Annotated in this window: 13 protein-coding genes; 3 read left to right on the top strand and 10 right to left on the bottom strand. The window is 52.1% G+C overall.

Going from position 1 to position 15,559, the window contains the following annotated elements:
* Window positions 1-67: 67 nt before the first annotated feature.
* Together BLQ88_RS13445 and BLQ88_RS13440 are read right to left on the bottom strand one after the other, a co-directional pair.
* The gene (locus BLQ88_RS13445) at window positions 68-811 is read right to left on the bottom strand and encodes a hypothetical protein (protein ID WP_090150512.1); all 744 of its coding nucleotides are present in this window, start codon (window positions 809-811) and stop codon (window positions 68-70) included.
* A 10-nt stretch (window positions 812-821) separates the two neighbouring features.
* Window positions 822-1,799, bottom strand: coding sequence for a phytanoyl-CoA dioxygenase family protein (locus tag BLQ88_RS13440; protein WP_090150510.1), 978 nt, complete (start codon window positions 1,797-1,799; stop codon window positions 822-824).
* Window positions 1,800-2,044: 245 nt separating this feature from the next.
* On the opposite strand from BLQ88_RS13440, the gene BLQ88_RS13435 reads away from it, so the two are divergent.
* The 3 genes from BLQ88_RS13435 to BLQ88_RS13425 all read left to right on the top strand — a co-directional run bounded on the left by BLQ88_RS13435 (window position 2,045) and on the right by BLQ88_RS13425 (window position 4,767).
* Complete coding sequence (locus BLQ88_RS13435; RefSeq protein ID WP_090150507.1) at window positions 2,045-2,875, top strand: glycerophosphodiester phosphodiesterase; 831 nt, start codon at window positions 2,045-2,047, stop codon at window positions 2,873-2,875.
* A gap of 87 nt (window positions 2,876-2,962) precedes the next feature.
* Window positions 2,963-3,499, top strand: a complete 537-nt coding sequence (locus BLQ88_RS13430; RefSeq protein ID WP_090150504.1) for a Crp/Fnr family transcriptional regulator — start codon at window positions 2,963-2,965, stop codon at window positions 3,497-3,499.
* Between the two features lie 86 nt (window positions 3,500-3,585).
* A complete protein-coding gene (locus tag BLQ88_RS13425) occupies window positions 3,586-4,767 on the top strand; it encodes an epoxide hydrolase family protein (RefSeq protein ID WP_090150501.1) in 1,182 nt (393 codons plus the stop codon).
* A 30-nt stretch (window positions 4,768-4,797) separates the two neighbouring features.
* On the opposite strand, the gene BLQ88_RS13420 is transcribed toward BLQ88_RS13425, so the two are convergent.
* The 8 genes from BLQ88_RS13420 to BLQ88_RS13385 form a co-directional block, all read right to left on the bottom strand.
* A complete protein-coding gene (locus BLQ88_RS13420; RefSeq protein ID WP_090150498.1) occupies window positions 4,798-6,735 on the bottom strand; it encodes a TlpA family protein disulfide reductase in 1,938 nt (645 codons plus the stop codon).
* A 211-nt stretch (window positions 6,736-6,946) separates the two neighbouring features.
* Window positions 6,947-8,362: a glycoside hydrolase family 125 protein gene (locus BLQ88_RS13415; RefSeq protein WP_090150494.1), complete on the bottom strand. Its 1,416-nt coding sequence runs from the start codon at window positions 8,360-8,362 to the stop codon at window positions 6,947-6,949.
* 71 nt (window positions 8,363-8,433) lie between these two features.
* On the bottom strand, window positions 8,434-8,661 hold the full coding sequence (locus BLQ88_RS13410) for a hypothetical protein (RefSeq protein WP_176884989.1): 228 nt from the start codon (window positions 8,659-8,661) through the stop codon (window positions 8,434-8,436).
* A 108-nt stretch (window positions 8,662-8,769) separates the two neighbouring features.
* Window positions 8,770-9,654, bottom strand: a complete 885-nt coding sequence (locus BLQ88_RS13405) for a HipA domain-containing protein (RefSeq protein WP_176884988.1) — start codon at window positions 9,652-9,654, stop codon at window positions 8,770-8,772.
* An 83-nt stretch (window positions 9,655-9,737) separates the two neighbouring features.
* A complete protein-coding gene (locus BLQ88_RS13400) occupies window positions 9,738-9,992 on the bottom strand; it encodes a helix-turn-helix domain-containing protein (protein WP_229212688.1) in 255 nt (84 codons plus the stop codon).
* Between the two features lie 134 nt (window positions 9,993-10,126).
* A complete protein-coding gene (locus BLQ88_RS13395; RefSeq protein WP_090150489.1) occupies window positions 10,127-10,990 on the bottom strand; it encodes a phosphoenolpyruvate hydrolase family protein in 864 nt (287 codons plus the stop codon).
* A 68-nt stretch (window positions 10,991-11,058) separates the two neighbouring features.
* Window positions 11,059-12,309 (bottom strand): Tm-1-like ATP-binding domain-containing protein, encoded by a 1,251-nt coding sequence (locus tag BLQ88_RS13390; RefSeq protein ID WP_090150486.1) that lies wholly within the window; start codon window positions 12,307-12,309, stop codon window positions 11,059-11,061.
* A gap of 39 nt (window positions 12,310-12,348) precedes the next feature.
* On the bottom strand, window positions 12,349-15,489 hold the full coding sequence (locus BLQ88_RS13385; RefSeq protein WP_090150483.1) for a DUF7133 domain-containing protein: 3,141 nt from the start codon (window positions 15,487-15,489) through the stop codon (window positions 12,349-12,351).
* Window positions 15,490-15,559 lie beyond the last annotated feature (70 nt).

The raw sequence follows: 15,559 nt of genomic DNA, 5'->3' as shown, positions 1-15,559 counted from the left end.
TTTGCATTCGCAATCTGTCGTACAGGCCTTTTCGGTTGGTAGTGAGTGCCGGAGCGGATTAATTAAGCTACCTGTCTCCGTACTCGATGATTTTGCGGACCCGGCGGACGCCCTTGTCGATGATCCGGTAGCCTACCAGGTCGCCATTGTTCTGAAGATAATCGTAGTCGGTCCGCACGTCCAGCACCAATCCTATACCTTTTGCATAAGTTTTGTACCCGAAGCGGTAGAGTACGGGGCCGGTTGTATCGATGCGCTCTGTAACTTTCAATGTTGCGGGAAAATGCAGGGAATCGACCTGCAACGGTTTGTCGAGGTCTTCATAATGAAACTGAAATCCCCAGCGCGGATCGTCGTCGTCTAACGAAAAATGCTGATAGCCATCCCATTGGACCGTGGGGCTGTATGGAAACACGAGAGACGTTATTGCCTCATTATCGCGGTTCACCACTACTTTTTCCGGGTAAATAAAAGCCTTGTATTCCTTCGTTTTCTGCCAGTAATCCGTTGATTTCGCCCGGACGGAGTACGCAATGATGCATTCCGAAACGCCGTTCGAATCCTTTTTGATGCTCATTACTTCCTCTTTTTCAAACCATTTGCCCGACTTGGGTTCCTTCACGCCGCTGGAATAAATGGCTTCCTCTACCGCATAAACCCGGTAAGCGCCTGTCGTCACCGGGAAATATTCAACCTTGCCGGGATTTTCTTCCGGGTCCTCACAAGCGGTGAGAAAAAGAAGCATGGCCCCGGTAAAATACCAGCGCCATTTCGATTGTGCCAAAAGCAATGCGGTAGATTTGAATCTCATAACCAGCGAATTAACGGGTCGAATTTTCGCGCAGATAAGCCTTTCCTTTCAAAAGGCGCACCGCCACGGAGCCCAGCCTGAGTTTTTTGGTCAAAAGCGTATAAATGTGCTTGTCGGACCGCAGGGCTTTGAGGTGGCTGCCGTTGTACGTCTGATCGACTTTCTCGCCTGTTTTCATATTCACGAGCTCGCCGCGCAGGTACAATTGCTTGGTAACCATGTTGGAAAGCATGGGCGTGTAATAGTAGCAATCTTTGAAAAAGTAATGCGTCACCTGCGACCACCGCGTTGCGCCTTCGCGGGTCACCGGCGAGCCTCCGTGGATGATATTGGAAGACCAGATTAGCAGGTCGCCTTTTTTGGCAAAAAACTTCTTCTTTTCAAACTGTTGGGCTTCTACGATTTTTTCGATGAAATCTTCGTAATGCACATAATCTTCGTAAGACGTTGTTTTTGCGTCAGGACGGATGTGCGAGAAGTCATATTCGGGCAGTTTTTGAGAGCCGGGATAGTAAAACACGGGCCCGTTTTCTTCGGTAATGTCTTCCAGCGCCACCCAAACCCCGCACATGAATTTGGCGGGTAAAGAACTGAAATGGATCGTATCGGAATGCGCCCGTTGCTGCGAGCCGTACCTGAAATTCAATGTTTGAAACGGGACAGCTTCGCGCCCGTAAAATATTTCGAGGATTTCCAGCAATGCAGGGTAACAAGCGAGCTGCCTCGACGCCTCGGATTCGGTCCAGAAGTCCTGAATGCGGCGGTCGTCCCGGAAAGTTTTGATCGGGTAATCGGGGTTGAATGCCTTTTGCTCGGCATCCTGCCGGGTTTGGTCAACGAGCGACTGAGGCAACAGGCCGGGAATTACTACGAAACCATTTTTTTGGTAATCAAGCACATAGGCCAGTTGCTGATCGGTTAATTTTTTGGTTTTAAGAATTTCTTCAAAAAAAGGTGATTCGATCCACGGAAGATTTGCGGTGACCATAAGTTTATTTTGAACTGATTTTATTGATTATTTCCGGATTAGGAATTTCCCGCCAGCTGAAAAGGTGACTCAATTAACAAATAAACGGTTGGAACCCGGTGTTTATGGCATGAATGCCAATAAATCGCAAAATGGGGTTGGGAATGTGCCGGAATTATAACAAAATCATAATATACCACGGCACTTCCTGCGCCTTTCATCCAAGTACCTTTATCTGGAATTTATATTTAAGTTAAAGTAACAAGATGTTAACATTACCAATTAATAAAGTAAATCTTTCGGGCTTGATTTTCAGGCTCATGTGCTTTTCGGCTATTATTTTGTTCGCGGGAAATAGTCCTGCATTTGCGAAGGACAAACCCCGGCTGATCGGTCACAGGGGCGGAGTGATCGATAGTACCCACACCGAAAACAGCCTGGCCGGGTTGAAAGCGGCTTACAAGCGCGGCTATTACATGGCGGAAATAGATATCCGGTTGACCAAAGACGGCCAGCTGATCATCCTGCACGATCCTACTTTAAAGGCCTATTATAATGTGAACAAGGCGGCCAGAGAACTTACCTGGGAGGAAATCCGCGGCTTAAAAAGCGACCGGGACGGAAGCAGCCCTGTACTATTGGAAGACGCGCTTAAATATTGCAAAGGCCGCCTGCAAGTAATGCTGGATACGAAAATCGCCGGCGATGATCCGGTTAATTTCAAAAAAATTGAAGACCTTTTAAGGAAATACAACCTGCTGGAAAATGCATTCGTAATCGGATCGAACGAAATACGCAATTATTTTAATGGGAAATCCAAAACCGGGTATTCGATCAATGCACTTAAACAATTGAAAACTCAAAATCAATTCGTTGCGGATCGCTATTTCCTATTTACCCATGGAAATGAAATCAAAGAGGAAGACGTAAAATGGGCGCAGGCCAATCATGTTATGGTAGTTCCTTCCATTAATAAATACCATTACCGCGACATTCCTTTCATGGACGGTGCGAAACGTGATATCGAAAACCTGAAAAAATGGGGCGTCGTTTACTACCAGATCGACTCGGAGTTCGACCGGTGGCTGGTGAAATGACGGGCCGATAAAATGCCTGACCTTCCGTTTGGTTGTATACGATAGCATATTTTCATTACTTGCCGCCTGGCCTCAAACAGGATAGGCATGGCAAACCAACAGTTACAGGCCGAATGGGGGAAATTCGGCCATTTGTTCACACGGGAGGAAATTCCGGCGAAGACCGTGCTGCTCAGGGAAGGGGAGGTAGCCAAAAAGGTTTATTTTATTGAAAAGGGATGTCTGAGGCTATCCTTCAACAAGGACGGCAAGGACATTACCTTTCAGTTTTTTCTCGAAGGCGAGGGCGTTTCTTCGGCGGAAAGTTTCCGTTACGACCTGCCCAGCCTCTATTCGATCGAGACACTGGAACCTGCCGTGCTGCATACGCTTACCAAAAAAGCCTGGTTCGAAATCATCGAAGCGTCGCCGCTGATCCGGGAGGCGATGGAAGAGCAAACGCTCCAACGGCTGCTTTTCGTTGAAAAACTGTTTCTTTCCAGGATCAAAAACAGCCCCGAGGAAAGGTACCGCGAGTTGCTCGAACAGCGGCCGGAAATCCTGCAAAGAGTGCCCCAGCATTACATTGCCTCGTTCCTGGGCATCACTTCCGTATCGCTGAGCCGGATCAGGAACCGGCGGTAGCGTTTATTAACAATTGTTATCGCCTGCCGGATGCGTGGTGGCGAATTTTGTCATGTAATCATTCTCACATTCAAAATTCGAAAGTCATGCAACCATTCAAAATTCAGATCCCCGACAGCGAAATCGATTACCTCAAACAAAAACTTACGCTCGCCCGCTGGGCCGCTCCGGCTTCGCAGCATGGCTGGGAAAAGGGTGTTCCGGTGGATTATTTAAAGAAGACCGCCGACTACTGGCTGAACGAATTCGACTGGAAAAAACAGGAGGCGGCATTGAACCAATACCCGCATTTCATCACGGAAATTGAAGGGCAAAATATCCATTATGTACACGTCAAATCGCCGGCGCCGAATGCGGTTCCGTTAATGCTGATCCACGGTTGGCCGGGATCGTTCGCGGATTTTACACAAGTCATCGGGCCGCTGACCACCCCGCAGGAGCTCGGCCAGCTTGCATTCGACCTGGTTATTCCGTCCATTCCGGGCTTCGGCTTCTCGGTACCGGTGATTGAAAAAGGTTATAATATGTTCAAAATCGCTTCGACCTTCGCCACGCTCATGGGCCGGCTGGGCTACGAAAGGTACGCCGTACACGGGGGCGACATGGGCGCGGGTATCGCGGGCATTATGTCCGGCACGGCTGCGTATAACCTGATCGGTACGCACATCAATTCCGACTTTTTCGCAGTGGCCGGATTGGGCATGTTCCCTTCCGACGATTCCTTTTTTACGGACGAAGAAAAAGCAGGGCTGGAACGAATGAGGCAGTACAAAAAGGACGGTACGGCCTACCTGGAAATACAGGCTACGCGACCGGCCACCATCGGAGCCGCATTGTCCGACAGCCCTGTGGCACAGCTTGCGTGGATGGTTGAAAAATACAAGGAATGGACGGATGCTTCCAAAGCGCTACCCGAAGACGCACTTGGTATGGACCAAATGCTGACGAATGTATCGCTCTACTGGTTCAATCAGCTCGGCGCGTCGAGTGCCGCCATCCTGTCCGAAAACATGAGTATGGCATTCGACTGGGGCGGCGACGGTTCGCAGGAGGCCAGCCAGTGGACCCCGCCAAAAGTACCGTCCGCAATGGCCTGTTTTGGTAAAAAAGAAGACGAGAGCCTGTTGAAGAAACTAACCTCGTTCATGGGCGAGCCCGACAAGTGGGCTTTTTATGAAAGCGGATGCCATTTTCCGGCAATGGAAGTGCCGGACTTGCTGGTGGAGGATCTCAGGCAATTTTTCTCGGGGTTACGAGATAACCAGTAATGTTCAGCACAGCCAGGCCACCCCGGTACTTTACTCCCGGTTGATCAGCCCGATGATCGCCAGCAACTGGTCGGCCTGTTCCTGGGTGCCGCCGGTAATGCCGGCCTCCTTGAACCGGATGCGGAAATTCCGGTCGATGATGATCTTTGTAGGTAGGGAGGAGACATTCAAAGCCGTGGCGCCCTGGTTGGAATCATCAAACAGCAGGTAGGGGCGGAACGGTTGCTCGAAAAGGTCATTTACGCGGTCTTTCCCCCTTTTGTCGAGCATATTGATAAACAGGTACACGATATTGGAATCGGCGGGGGTTTCTGTAATGAGCTTTTTCACAGCCGGAAATCCCGCAATGCACGGTGCGCACCAGGATGCCCAGCAATCGAGTACAATGGTTTTTCCCTGAAAATCGTCGAGGTTTATCTTATTGCCGGTAAGGTCCGTAAGAAAGGCCTCGGGGACTTTCTCGTTGATCAAACGGTCCTTATACCTGGCTTGAATATCCGCGAGGGAACTGGCTTTCAGGGTCGCAAACTTTTTCTTGTCTTTGGATAACTGCTTATGCCATTCTTGAATCCTTTCGGTGGATTTACCCATTGCGATCACCGTATCCATTTCACTGATAGCCCGTTGCTGCATGTCGGAGTGGATCAGCGATTCGATGTAATGCTGATTGATCTCCGCATTGCCGCGTTTGCACCAGCGTACCGAAGCCTCTTCTAAAATGGGTAGCGCCTCCCGGTACTTCTTTTGGAGCATTAATGCCCTACCGTAGAGCGCCAGGTACTCTCCGTAAATGGTCTTACGGACTTCGAGCGTCCGCCTGTCGGTCTTGAAGGACCTTTCGATGGGGACGCGCGGCGCGTTCAGAAAGCGCTTTTGCCTGTCCGCAGCCTCTTTGGCGAATTTTTCGGCCAACGCGAAGTTCGTGCCCTCTTCCAGCAGCATCCGGCCCGCATTTTTGTAAGCATACCTGCTGAACTCCTCATTCATCGTGTTGACCTCCGCCAACCAGAATTCCGGAATATCATTACCGGGATACGTTTGCAAAATTTTCCCGAGCATCTGGCTCTTTCTGTTCGTCAGCACGCGTTCCGTAAATTCGTCCGGGTATTCTTTGGTGAACCGTTCCTTGTAATCCTGAAAAATGCGCATCCGTTCATCAAACGAACTGGCCAGGTAGATGGCCTTCAAAAGTGGCAAAGACCCGTTTTGTAACGCCAGCGACCCTTTCGGGTAGCGGCGCGCGGCTTCTGCCTTATATCTGGCGGCCAGTTCCGTTTCACCCAGCGCGGCGTAGTATTTGTTTACGGCCAGCGAAAGCTCCCATTCGTCCAAGTCGGGCAATCCGGCGTACACATCCAGCTCTTCCCTGAATGCTTTTCGCTGCGCCGCGTCGTTCAGATCGAATGTACCGAGGTAATGCCTGAAAAACTTTCGTTTCAAGCCGGGATATGCCGCAAATTCCCTGTTGTAAAGATCGTGGGCGAGTTTTGGCTCGCTTCCCAGGTGGTAGCTATTTTCAGGCGACCATGCGCCCGCGTACATTTCGGCAATACTGGCCAGCGCGCCTTCCACCGCTTCGCCCGCTTTCCACATCGGAGTCCAGTAGCCTTTTCCCTCGTTATTATAAAGCTTGCCGGTTGAGTCCAGAAGCACGCACAAGACGCTACGGGTGCTATTATACGTTGGAACGGACGCCTCGGCGCCATTGGCAGTCGTATTCAGAACGATCTCCTTCGCGATGGGATAATCCGATGTATCGTTGATGTAGGCAATGCAATAAAGCCCAAGAGGTAATTGGGCTGGATCGGGAAATTGAATGGCGACTTTCAATGTATCGCCCGGCGCGGGATTTTTAGAAAAATTTACCGAAGGTGAAACGCCTTGGCCAAATGCATTTAAACAGCTAAGCAGCGTGGCACACATTGCAAAGGCATACCTCCGCAACGGTGTTCTGTATAAATTTTTCATACAAGAAGACGAAAGATATTATGCTGAATAAACTTCCCGGACTTCTCTTGTACTACGATGGTTTCGTATCAAAAATTTTCTGGTCGTCGAAATATTTTTACGTGTCCTTTTGATTAGCCAACGATTGTCTCATGCGGAAGCATTTTTCGCCTCCGGCATCGCGCATTACCAGAGCGGCAATAGCGATCCCGGAGGCGACAAAACGGGCTTATCAAGCAAGCAGCTGCGGCTTGGATTTATAAGTCTCCCACAGGAACTCGCCGAACAGAGTGTTAGCCCACGCAAACCACGAGCGTGTGAATTTGGTCGGATCGTCTTTGTGGAAAGATTCGTGCATGAAGCCGGTGCTGCCGTGGTTCTTTTTCAGCATCTGAATGCATTCGCGGATCTCCTTGTCATTATTGCTGGTCATCCCGCGGATAGTAATGCCGATGGGCCAGATCATATCCAGTCCGATATGCGGGCCGCCGATGCCCTCCGCCGCTTTGCCTTTGAAGAAGAACGGGTTGTTTAGCGAGAGGATCAGTTTGCGGGTATTCTGGTAAATAGGGTCGGAAATGGGCATGGCGTCCAGGTAGGGCATTCCCAGCAGACTCGGTACGTTGGCGTCGTCCATGAGGTTATAGCTGCCGAAGCCATTCACCTCGTATGCGTACACCTTCCCGTATTGCGGGTGCGTCACAACCGCGTGCTGTTTCAATGCCTGCTCTACTTCGCTGGCCAACGCCGTTAGCTCCGAAATGAGCGTTTTTTCGCCATTCAGCTTGCCTAGCATGGTGGCGGCCTGCCGCAGGCTCGTTACTGCGAAGAAATTGGAAGGGACCAGGAATGAGTAAATCGTGGCATCGTCGCTAGGGCGGAATGCGGAGCAAATGAGGCCCACGGGTTTCACCGGGTAGCCGTAGCCGTTCATCGGTACGCCGTCGGTGGCCCAGGCGGTTTTGCGCTGGAAACGGTAAGGGCCATTGCCTTCCTTGCGCTGTTGTTCTTTAAAAGTTTTGAGTGTCAGTGCAATGGCTTTTTGCCAGCTGGCATCGAATGGCGACGTATCGCCGGTAAGCTGCCAGTATTTGTGCGCGAGGCGGATCGGATAGCAGAGCGAATCGATCTCCCATTTGCGCTCGTGCAGGCCGGGTTTCATATCGGTATCGTCGTCCTTCCATTCACCCACTTTGGCAGGGTCGTCGTAAAATGCATTCGCATAAGGATCACGCAGGATGCAGGCAGTCTGGCGGTTGATCACCCCGGCGACGAGCTGTTGCAACGGCTGGTCCTGTTTGATAAAATGCAGGTAAGGCCACACCTGGGCCGTACTGTCGCGCAGCCACATGGCGTCGATATCACCCGTGATCACATAGGTGTCGGGGCGGCCGCCTTCCGTTTTGTGGGTAACGGTGGTATCGAGGGTGTTGGGAAAACAATTCCCGAAAAGCCAGCCAAGTTCCTGGTCTTTCACTTTCGACTGGAATTCCTTGATGGCCCCTTCCACCGCCGCGCTGGTGAAATGCCGCTTGTCGGCAGGCACGCGCACGGTTGGGAAATCGGGTTTGGCGAAGGCCGGCATTTTGCCGATCATCATTCCGGTGCCCAGCAGGGCGGCATTCTTCAAAAATAAGTTTCGGTTCATCGAACTGGTCGGTCTTGATGTAAATGAGTATTAAAACATGCGGGACGCTAAAATAGGGAGGATTTCATAATTTATCCTCCCCATTGGTCGATACCCATTACTTTCACGCCCTGGCCGACAATTTTGTCGTCCGCCCAGCCCTCAAACCGGGACGGAAACAACTTCCCCGGCAACCCGAGCAGGAACCGTATCAGGAACGTGCTCTTACTGTGCGGCTTATGCTTCACCTTGATGCGCATAAACCACGGGTCACTTTTATTATATGAAATCGTCTTGGAAAGATCGATAATGGTAGCCATTATGCTTCGGTTTTTTGTGGAAGCGCAAAGCTAACCTGCGATTGCTTTTCAGGCTTGTTTTTGGGAGAAAACTATTTGTTGCCCGATGTGTAAACGGATTGGAAATAATCAGGATCGGATGCGATTGAGTCTGTCGTTTACGATGGCAATGTATTTGCGCTTACTTTCCTGAGATAAGAGGGATCTCTGAATCAGGTCGGTAACTTGTTCTTGCTGTTTGATATATCCATCGAATATCGCTGAGGCCCTTTTTGGTACGATCCCGAGTCGATTCGCAAATTCCATGAAATCCAGCCTGCCGTAGTAGCCGTATGCGCCATAGAATTCCGCATCCAGGCATCCGTCGTAGAGTTCCAAGGCAATGTCGCTTTCATAAGGTGTGTGCAGTTTGGTGCATACCAGATCGTAAGCCGGGGTCGGGCGGTACTCGCCCGTTTCAAGTTGCATGAGAGAAAAGTTTTTGAGATGGGCATCACCGTTGCCGACCACATAATTGAAAGTTACCAATCTGAAAAGCGCTTCGAGCGCCGGTGTCGCCGCTGCCACATGTTTTCTAATCAGTACTCCGATTTCTTCGTAGGTAGCGTCATATTTATAGTTTTGGCCGTGCGATGCGCTCGTCCTGTTCAAAAGCTGTGCGAAATCTTCCTGTTGGTACTTGGTCCCGTCGGCTTTTAAATCGAATCGTCTTGTGATGTAGGCTGGCTGGCCGTCGCTGAAATATACCAGTCCGTTCGCTGCGGTGCGGATTTTAAAGATCTGTTCGGCAATCTGCATGGTGAGATGCTCGTTTTCCGGAGCATCCTCTATGGCAACCAGTTGCGCGGACGGCGGAATAGGTTTGATAATGTATTCGCCCATATTTTCACTTAGCACCAATTGACTACCCTCGCGTCGCAGTGAATATTTAAGCTGAACGCCCGAGATTGAGAGGTGTGTAGTGTGTTTCTGGAAATCGTAAAGATTGTCAGCCTTTGGGGCGGCAAAAGCCAAGGTGGCAGGTATTTTTGTCCCATCAAAAAGCCGTTTCGTGCATTTCGGGCAGAATTCCTGGTTCGCATTCCGGTAGCACTCCATTATTGTAAACCCGCCCTCTCATTGCCTGTCATTTTTATAGTGAGGTTAATGCTCAGCCCGAGAACATCCAGCAGTTTTTCCAGTGAATGCAATGACGGATTGCCCTTGCCGCGTTCGATTGTGTAAAGCGTTTTGGCCGTCAGCCCTGCCATTTCAGCGACATCTTCTTGCCTGAGACCCAAATCCTGGCGACGCAAAGCTATAAAGCTCCCTAGCTCATCTCTGTTCATCGGTATTTTGTTACTGATTTCCACTAAGATAAAGCTTTTCTTGAAAAAGATAGCCCAAAATCGGAATTATAATACCGATTTTGGGCTAAATGAGATTGGACAGCTATTCTAACAGTATTTAAATATAAATCGGTATTATAATTCCGATTTAAACTAAATTATCTGTTCAAAACAATACTCTTAAAATCCCTGGTCAGATCAGTCAGCGACTGTTCTACGCCCATGCGTTCGAGGGACGATGCGCCTACGAAGCCGTGGATGTCGCTTTTGGATAGTACTTCGCGAACGTCGTCGGGGGTGTTGACGGGGCCGCCGTGGGCGAGTACGAATACGTCCTTGTTGACATTTCGCGCGGCGTCGCCGATTTCCTGGGTCCGGGCAATGGCCTCGTCCATGGAGCATGTCGCGTCGACCACGCCTACGGAGCCGCCTACGGTTGTGCCTACGTGTGCGATGATGGCGTCGGCGCCTACTTCCGCCATTTGGCGAGCTTCCTCAGGCGTTGCCACGTACACGATCGAGAAGAGGTCCATCATGGTTGCTAGCCGGATCATCTCCACTTCTTTCGCAAAACCCATTCCGGTTTCTTCCAGTACTTGCCTGAAATGCCCGTCCACAATGCTGTGGGTAGGGAAGTTATTGACGCCCGAAAAGCCCATTTCTTTGACTTTCAGCAAATGGTGCCACATCCGACGGCGCGGGTCCGAGCCGTGCACGCCGCATATTACCGGTATCTCTTCCACCACCGGCAACACTTCGAACTCGCCGATCTCCATCGCCACCGCATTGGCATCGCCATAAGCCATCAGGCCGGCGGTAGAGCCATGTCCCGACATCCGGAAACGGCCGGAATTGTATATAATAATAAGGTCTGCACCGCCTTTTTCAATGAATTTGGCACTGATACCCGTACCGGCGCCCGCCGCGATAATGGCTTTTCCCTGGTCCAGGGTGCTTTTAAGACGGTCTCTCACTTCCTGTTTGGTATAGGGATTTCCTTTCCCTGTCCATGGATTAGGCATAATGTTTGGTGTTGTATTGTTTTAAAAAAATGTAAAACTGAATAGTCTTTTGAAGTAATGCAATACACTTAGCTTTTTTCGGTTGCGGCGGCATTGCCTGCTTTTTGCATCACGCCGAGCAGCGTCGTTACGAGCAGCTGCGCGAATGCCGGGTCATTGATATGCAGGTCTGCATCGATCACCTCCACATTGGCGGAGGTATGTTTCCGTATGGCGTCAAACAGCGCTTCGTCCGCAGCGGGGTCGTAGAAAATGCCGCCTTCCGAATCCACTTGTGATACGCCTTTCAATGGCAGTAGAATGGACGCAGGCACCGCCGAGCGGCTGACCTTGCGTGCGAGCGTTTCGCCCAGGATCGCATTCTCGCGGGCGTCTGTACGCATGAGGGTCACATCGGGCGCCCAGCTGTACAGGTGACGGTGGGCAAATTGGGCGGGTACGGTATCCAGGTGTGCAAAGTTGACCATATCCATACAGCCCGGCACCACTACCTGCGGTATGCCCATATCGGCCGCCGCCGTCAGCCTCTCCGGGCCTGCATTGCAAATGCCGCCGCAGAGATCGTCGGCGAGCTCCGTGGTGGTAATGTCGAGTACGGCGTCGAAAAAGCCTTCGCGGATGAGCGACTCCATGGTTTTGCCTCCTACACCGGTGGCGTGAAAAGAAAGGACTTCGTATCCTTCCTTTTGAAGGAGCTCGGTGCATTTGTCTACGCAGCGGGTAGTATTCCCGAACATGCTGATGGCAATGCTGCGCGAAGTACTTTCTGCGGCAGTTTGCACATTGGCCATAGCGCATATCGCGGCCGCGGCTTGTTCCACGAGGCGTTTGAGAATATGGTTGGTACCGGCCACGTCTACTACCGACGGAATGAGCATAATGTCCTTATCGCCGATCTGTCGTGAAAGGTCTTTGGTTGCCAATGTGGTAAGGCATAGCTTGGGCACGCCGAAGGGGATTTGCTGCATAGCCGATAGCGCAATGTAGGTGCCGCCACCGCCGCCGGTCCCGATCACCGCCTTGATCTTTCCCTCGGAATACAGCCTGCCTACCAGCCGTGATGCGCCTTTGCCCATTACGTCGATAGCCCTGCCACGGTCGCGGTCGCGACGGAGGTTGGCAATGTCGCCACCCGCCTCCTGCGCGACGAGCTCGGCTTCAAAATCGACCGGGAATGCATCGGTAGTGCCGAAAATGCCTGTGTTAACGGTGATTACGCTTTCGCCACGGGCGAGAATGCATGTGCGGAGGTATGCAAACACGTCGCCTTTGGTATCGAAACAACCGAGTACTAGAATACTTTTATTGGAAAATGACATAAATGCAATAATAGTTAAACATCGGCTATATCGGGCATATTACTTCAATGTACGGATGTAAGACAGCAAATCCGCCACCTGCTGATCGCTGTAATTATCGATGAGCCCTTTGACCATGAACGACCGCCCGCCGAGGAACCCCTGGCTTTTGATCGCGCCCGCTTCGATAAAGCTCTTCCCGCCACCCATGAATGCGAGCGTCGTACCCTGGTTGTCCTTGTTGACCAGGTAACCTTCCATTTGGGAGCCGTCTTTCCTGGTCACCCTGTAAACCGCATAGCCGGATTCAATCGCCGCGTCGGGATTCAGAATGGCTGTGAGCAACGACTCGTTCTCCCGGTTGGCCGAGCCGTCCAGCGCCGGGGCGATGCTTTGTCCCTGGCTGCCCACCTGATGGCAGGCCAGGCATGTTTGAAAAAGTACTTTTCCTGCTTCCGCATTTCCGCCATGCTTCTCGGCGATAGTCATATATTTGGTCAGTTTCCCTTTGAACTCCTTCCGTTTGGTCTCCTCGCGCTTTTTGACGCCATTCACGATTGCCGTGCTGCGGGCGTCGTTTTTGGTAGCACCGGCAATGCGCTCGGCAGCCGAAAGATCAAATGCGGAGAGTGGAAGCAGTTTTTTATCATACATTGTCAAAAGAAGCCCGGAGCCTTGCACGGAGGCTGAAAGTACATCGGCCAAATCATTCTTCTCCTGCTCGTTCAATGCCGAAAGCCATTGCGTAGCGGCCTGCCGGGCTTTGGCCGGATTGGCTTTCACGAGGCTTCCCAGGGCCGCCGCGCGGATGTCAAAGCTGAGATTTTCATTGGTGACCATTTTCAAAAACAACGGCTCGCTTTTCGAGGGGACAGTTTCCAATACTTTGAGGGCTAATTTCAATGTAGCATCCGGAGTATGATCGGTTACCAGCGCGGCGGCGGCATCCCTGGCACCCGCGATGCGGTAACGGCCTGCTACGTCCAATGCAAGGTTGCGGTCGGCCGTTTCGGTGCTTTGCAGCAAAGTGTTTACCGGCACCGCCAGGAGTTCAGACAATGCGGACGATTGCACCTGCGACTGGTTTTGCACGGCAAAGCCGAGATAAGTCCTGGCCTGCGCCGGATCGTTCAGCATTTGCTTCATAGCCTGGTAAATGTCCGGGTTCGGCAGCATTGCGGCCATACTCACGAACGTCGATTCGTCCAGTGCCGACAATTTCGCTTTTGGCCAGAATTGCAGGAATGCCTTATCCCTTTCGGCTGCCGGCAATGCCTGCACCGCCCAAAGCATATTTACGGCGGGGGCTTCCTGTGCTGCCGGTGCATTCACATATTGCAGCAATGTTCCCGGCGACCGTTCCAATGCTTTTCTGACCAGATAACGCTCAAACCGCCGCTCGTAACTGCCGCCCATTTGATTACCAGGCAACTCGGGCCGGGCCGCTTTCACCAGGATCGCCACGGACCTGGGATCGCCCGCACCCGCTTCATCCAGCGTGCGGATCACCTGCGAGCGTACCGCCGGGTTAGCATCGTCGATCAGCTTTTCCGTGGCCGCCGCAATGTCGGCAGCGCTCAATCCAAAACTGTTCAGCGAGCGAATGGCTTCCCTGCGCACATCCGACGAATTGGCTTTTAACAACTCCGACAGCAATGCGGCGTCGTAGTGCCGGATGCCTTCCAGCGCCCATAATGCATGAATGCGCGAGACGGGGTCGTTGGATTCCTTCGAGGCAATGGCAATGAGCTGCGGCACGAGCCGGGAAGTTTCTGTGGCCGGCCGGTCGGATATCTGGTGCCAGGCGGCACGCTTCTCCCAAAGCGATGGCGATGTGAGGTAACGGGGCAGATCGTCCGTTTTGACTTCGTAAAAATCAGGTACTGTCCTCGGTTTCTGACTTACGTGGCGGATACGCCAGATACGTCCGTGCGTTTTGTCGCGGTCGGGGTGGGTAGTGGGCAACTCGTTGTGCGACACGATTTTATTGTACCAATCCGCAATGTAAAGGCAGCCGTCCGGCCCGAACTCCATGTTTACGGGGCGGAACCAGTCGTCCTCCGAAGTAAGCAGGTCGGGCAGGTGGCTGGAAGTAACGGTACCATCCTCGTTCCGTACCATTTTCACGGCATTGATCGAACTGGTAATCGGGTTGGCGAGGAATGCGACATCCTTGTACTCGTCGGGAAACGAGCCGGAAGCGTCGTCGGCGAATGCGGTGCCGGAAATACCCGTGCCGCCCACCCGGAACTCGTGCAATGGCGGCATAAAGGGCTGGTAGGGCCGTATCCGGTCGTTACCGATGCCGGGGAAGCCCACGCCGGGTTCCAGCTGTACCACCGAATAGCCGAGGTCGTTGGCCTCCGAACCGTACCATTGCCCATTATGCCGAAGCTGGAAACCCCAGATATTGTTTAGCCCGGAGCTCACCACTTCCACCTTTTTACCGTCGAACGAAAACCGCCCGATTTTGCTGAAATCGATTTTGGCTTTGCCATTGCCAGTGAGCGACGTTACCTCACCCTTGTTGAGTCCGCCGTGGCTGAAATGGACCCAGCCGCCCGGTGCCCGCACGAGCGTATGCGCCATCGTGTGCGTGTCCGTGAAACCGAAACCGGTCAGCAGCGGCAGGCGGTTGTCGGCCTTGCTGTCGTGATTGGCATCGTCCAGGAAAAACATTTCCGAGCCCTGCGCGACGAACACGCCGTTTTTGTAGGGCAATATGCTCATCGGAATGGTAAGGCCGTCGGCCCACACCGATGATTTAACCGGCGTTTTGCCGTACAGGTCGGAGAGCACGATGATTTTGTCGGTGCCCTTCCGCTTGCCCTGGTACAGTTCCAGAATGCGTTTGAAATTGGGATGGTTCTTCTGCGCATTCTGGTCGTCCATCAGCCGGAGCAATTCTTCCCATTGAATGTCGGCAATCGGGTCGAGGGGGTACATTCGGGCCGTTTGGGTCCAAAGCCGGCCCGCGTCGTCGAAAGTCAGGTCTACGGGATTAATAATGCTGTCGCGCTCGCTGGCGACGAGTTCTATCACAAATCCCGGCGCTACTTTGAAACCTGCCAGTTCCTGCTCGGGCGTGTACACCCCCGTCCGGGTAGACTGTGTTTTGTCCTTTCGTTGGGCTAGGGTACTTCCGGCGGCGCAAAAAAGCGCAAGGAACAGAAGTCCGGATTGTAGGCTTTCACGCGTCATATCCTGCTGATTGGTTTAGGTTTAAACAGACCAGCTTTTAAAATATGACAAAAAAACCGAATAGGAAATA

The sequence above is a fragment of the Dyadobacter soli genome (genome assembly GCF_900101885.1).
Lineage (GTDB): Bacteria > Bacteroidota > Bacteroidia > Cytophagales > Spirosomataceae > Dyadobacter > Dyadobacter soli.
Note: the sequence above shows the minus strand (reverse complement) of the source record. Positions and strands in the feature narration are given on the sequence as shown.

Coding starts and splice junctions, on each gene's coding strand:
- BLQ88_RS13445 (WP_090150512.1), bottom strand. CDS start 811: ATGAGATTCAAATCTACCGCATTGCTTTTGGCACAATCGAAATGGCGC.
- BLQ88_RS13440 (WP_090150510.1), bottom strand. CDS start 1,799: ATGGTCACCGCAAATCTTCCGTGGATCGAATCACCTTTTTTTGAAGAA.
- BLQ88_RS13435 (WP_090150507.1), top strand. CDS start 2,045: ATGTTAACATTACCAATTAATAAAGTAAATCTTTCGGGCTTGATTTTC.
- BLQ88_RS13430 (WP_090150504.1), top strand. CDS start 2,963: ATGGCAAACCAACAGTTACAGGCCGAATGGGGGAAATTCGGCCATTTG.
- BLQ88_RS13425 (WP_090150501.1), top strand. CDS start 3,586: ATGCAACCATTCAAAATTCAGATCCCCGACAGCGAAATCGATTACCTC.
- BLQ88_RS13420 (WP_090150498.1), bottom strand. CDS start 6,735: ATGAAAAATTTATACAGAACACCGTTGCGGAGGTATGCCTTTGCAATG.
- BLQ88_RS13415 (WP_090150494.1), bottom strand. CDS start 8,362: ATGAACCGAAACTTATTTTTGAAGAATGCCGCCCTGCTGGGCACCGGA.
- BLQ88_RS13410 (WP_176884989.1), bottom strand. CDS start 8,661: ATGGCTACCATTATCGATCTTTCCAAGACGATTTCATATAATAAAAGT.
- BLQ88_RS13395 (WP_090150489.1), bottom strand. CDS start 10,990: ATGCCTAATCCATGGACAGGGAAAGGAAATCCCTATACCAAACAGGAA.
- BLQ88_RS13390 (WP_090150486.1), bottom strand. CDS start 12,309: ATGTCATTTTCCAATAAAAGTATTCTAGTACTCGGTTGTTTCGATACC.
- BLQ88_RS13385 (WP_090150483.1), bottom strand. CDS start 15,489: ATGACGCGTGAAAGCCTACAATCCGGACTTCTGTTCCTTGCGCTTTTT.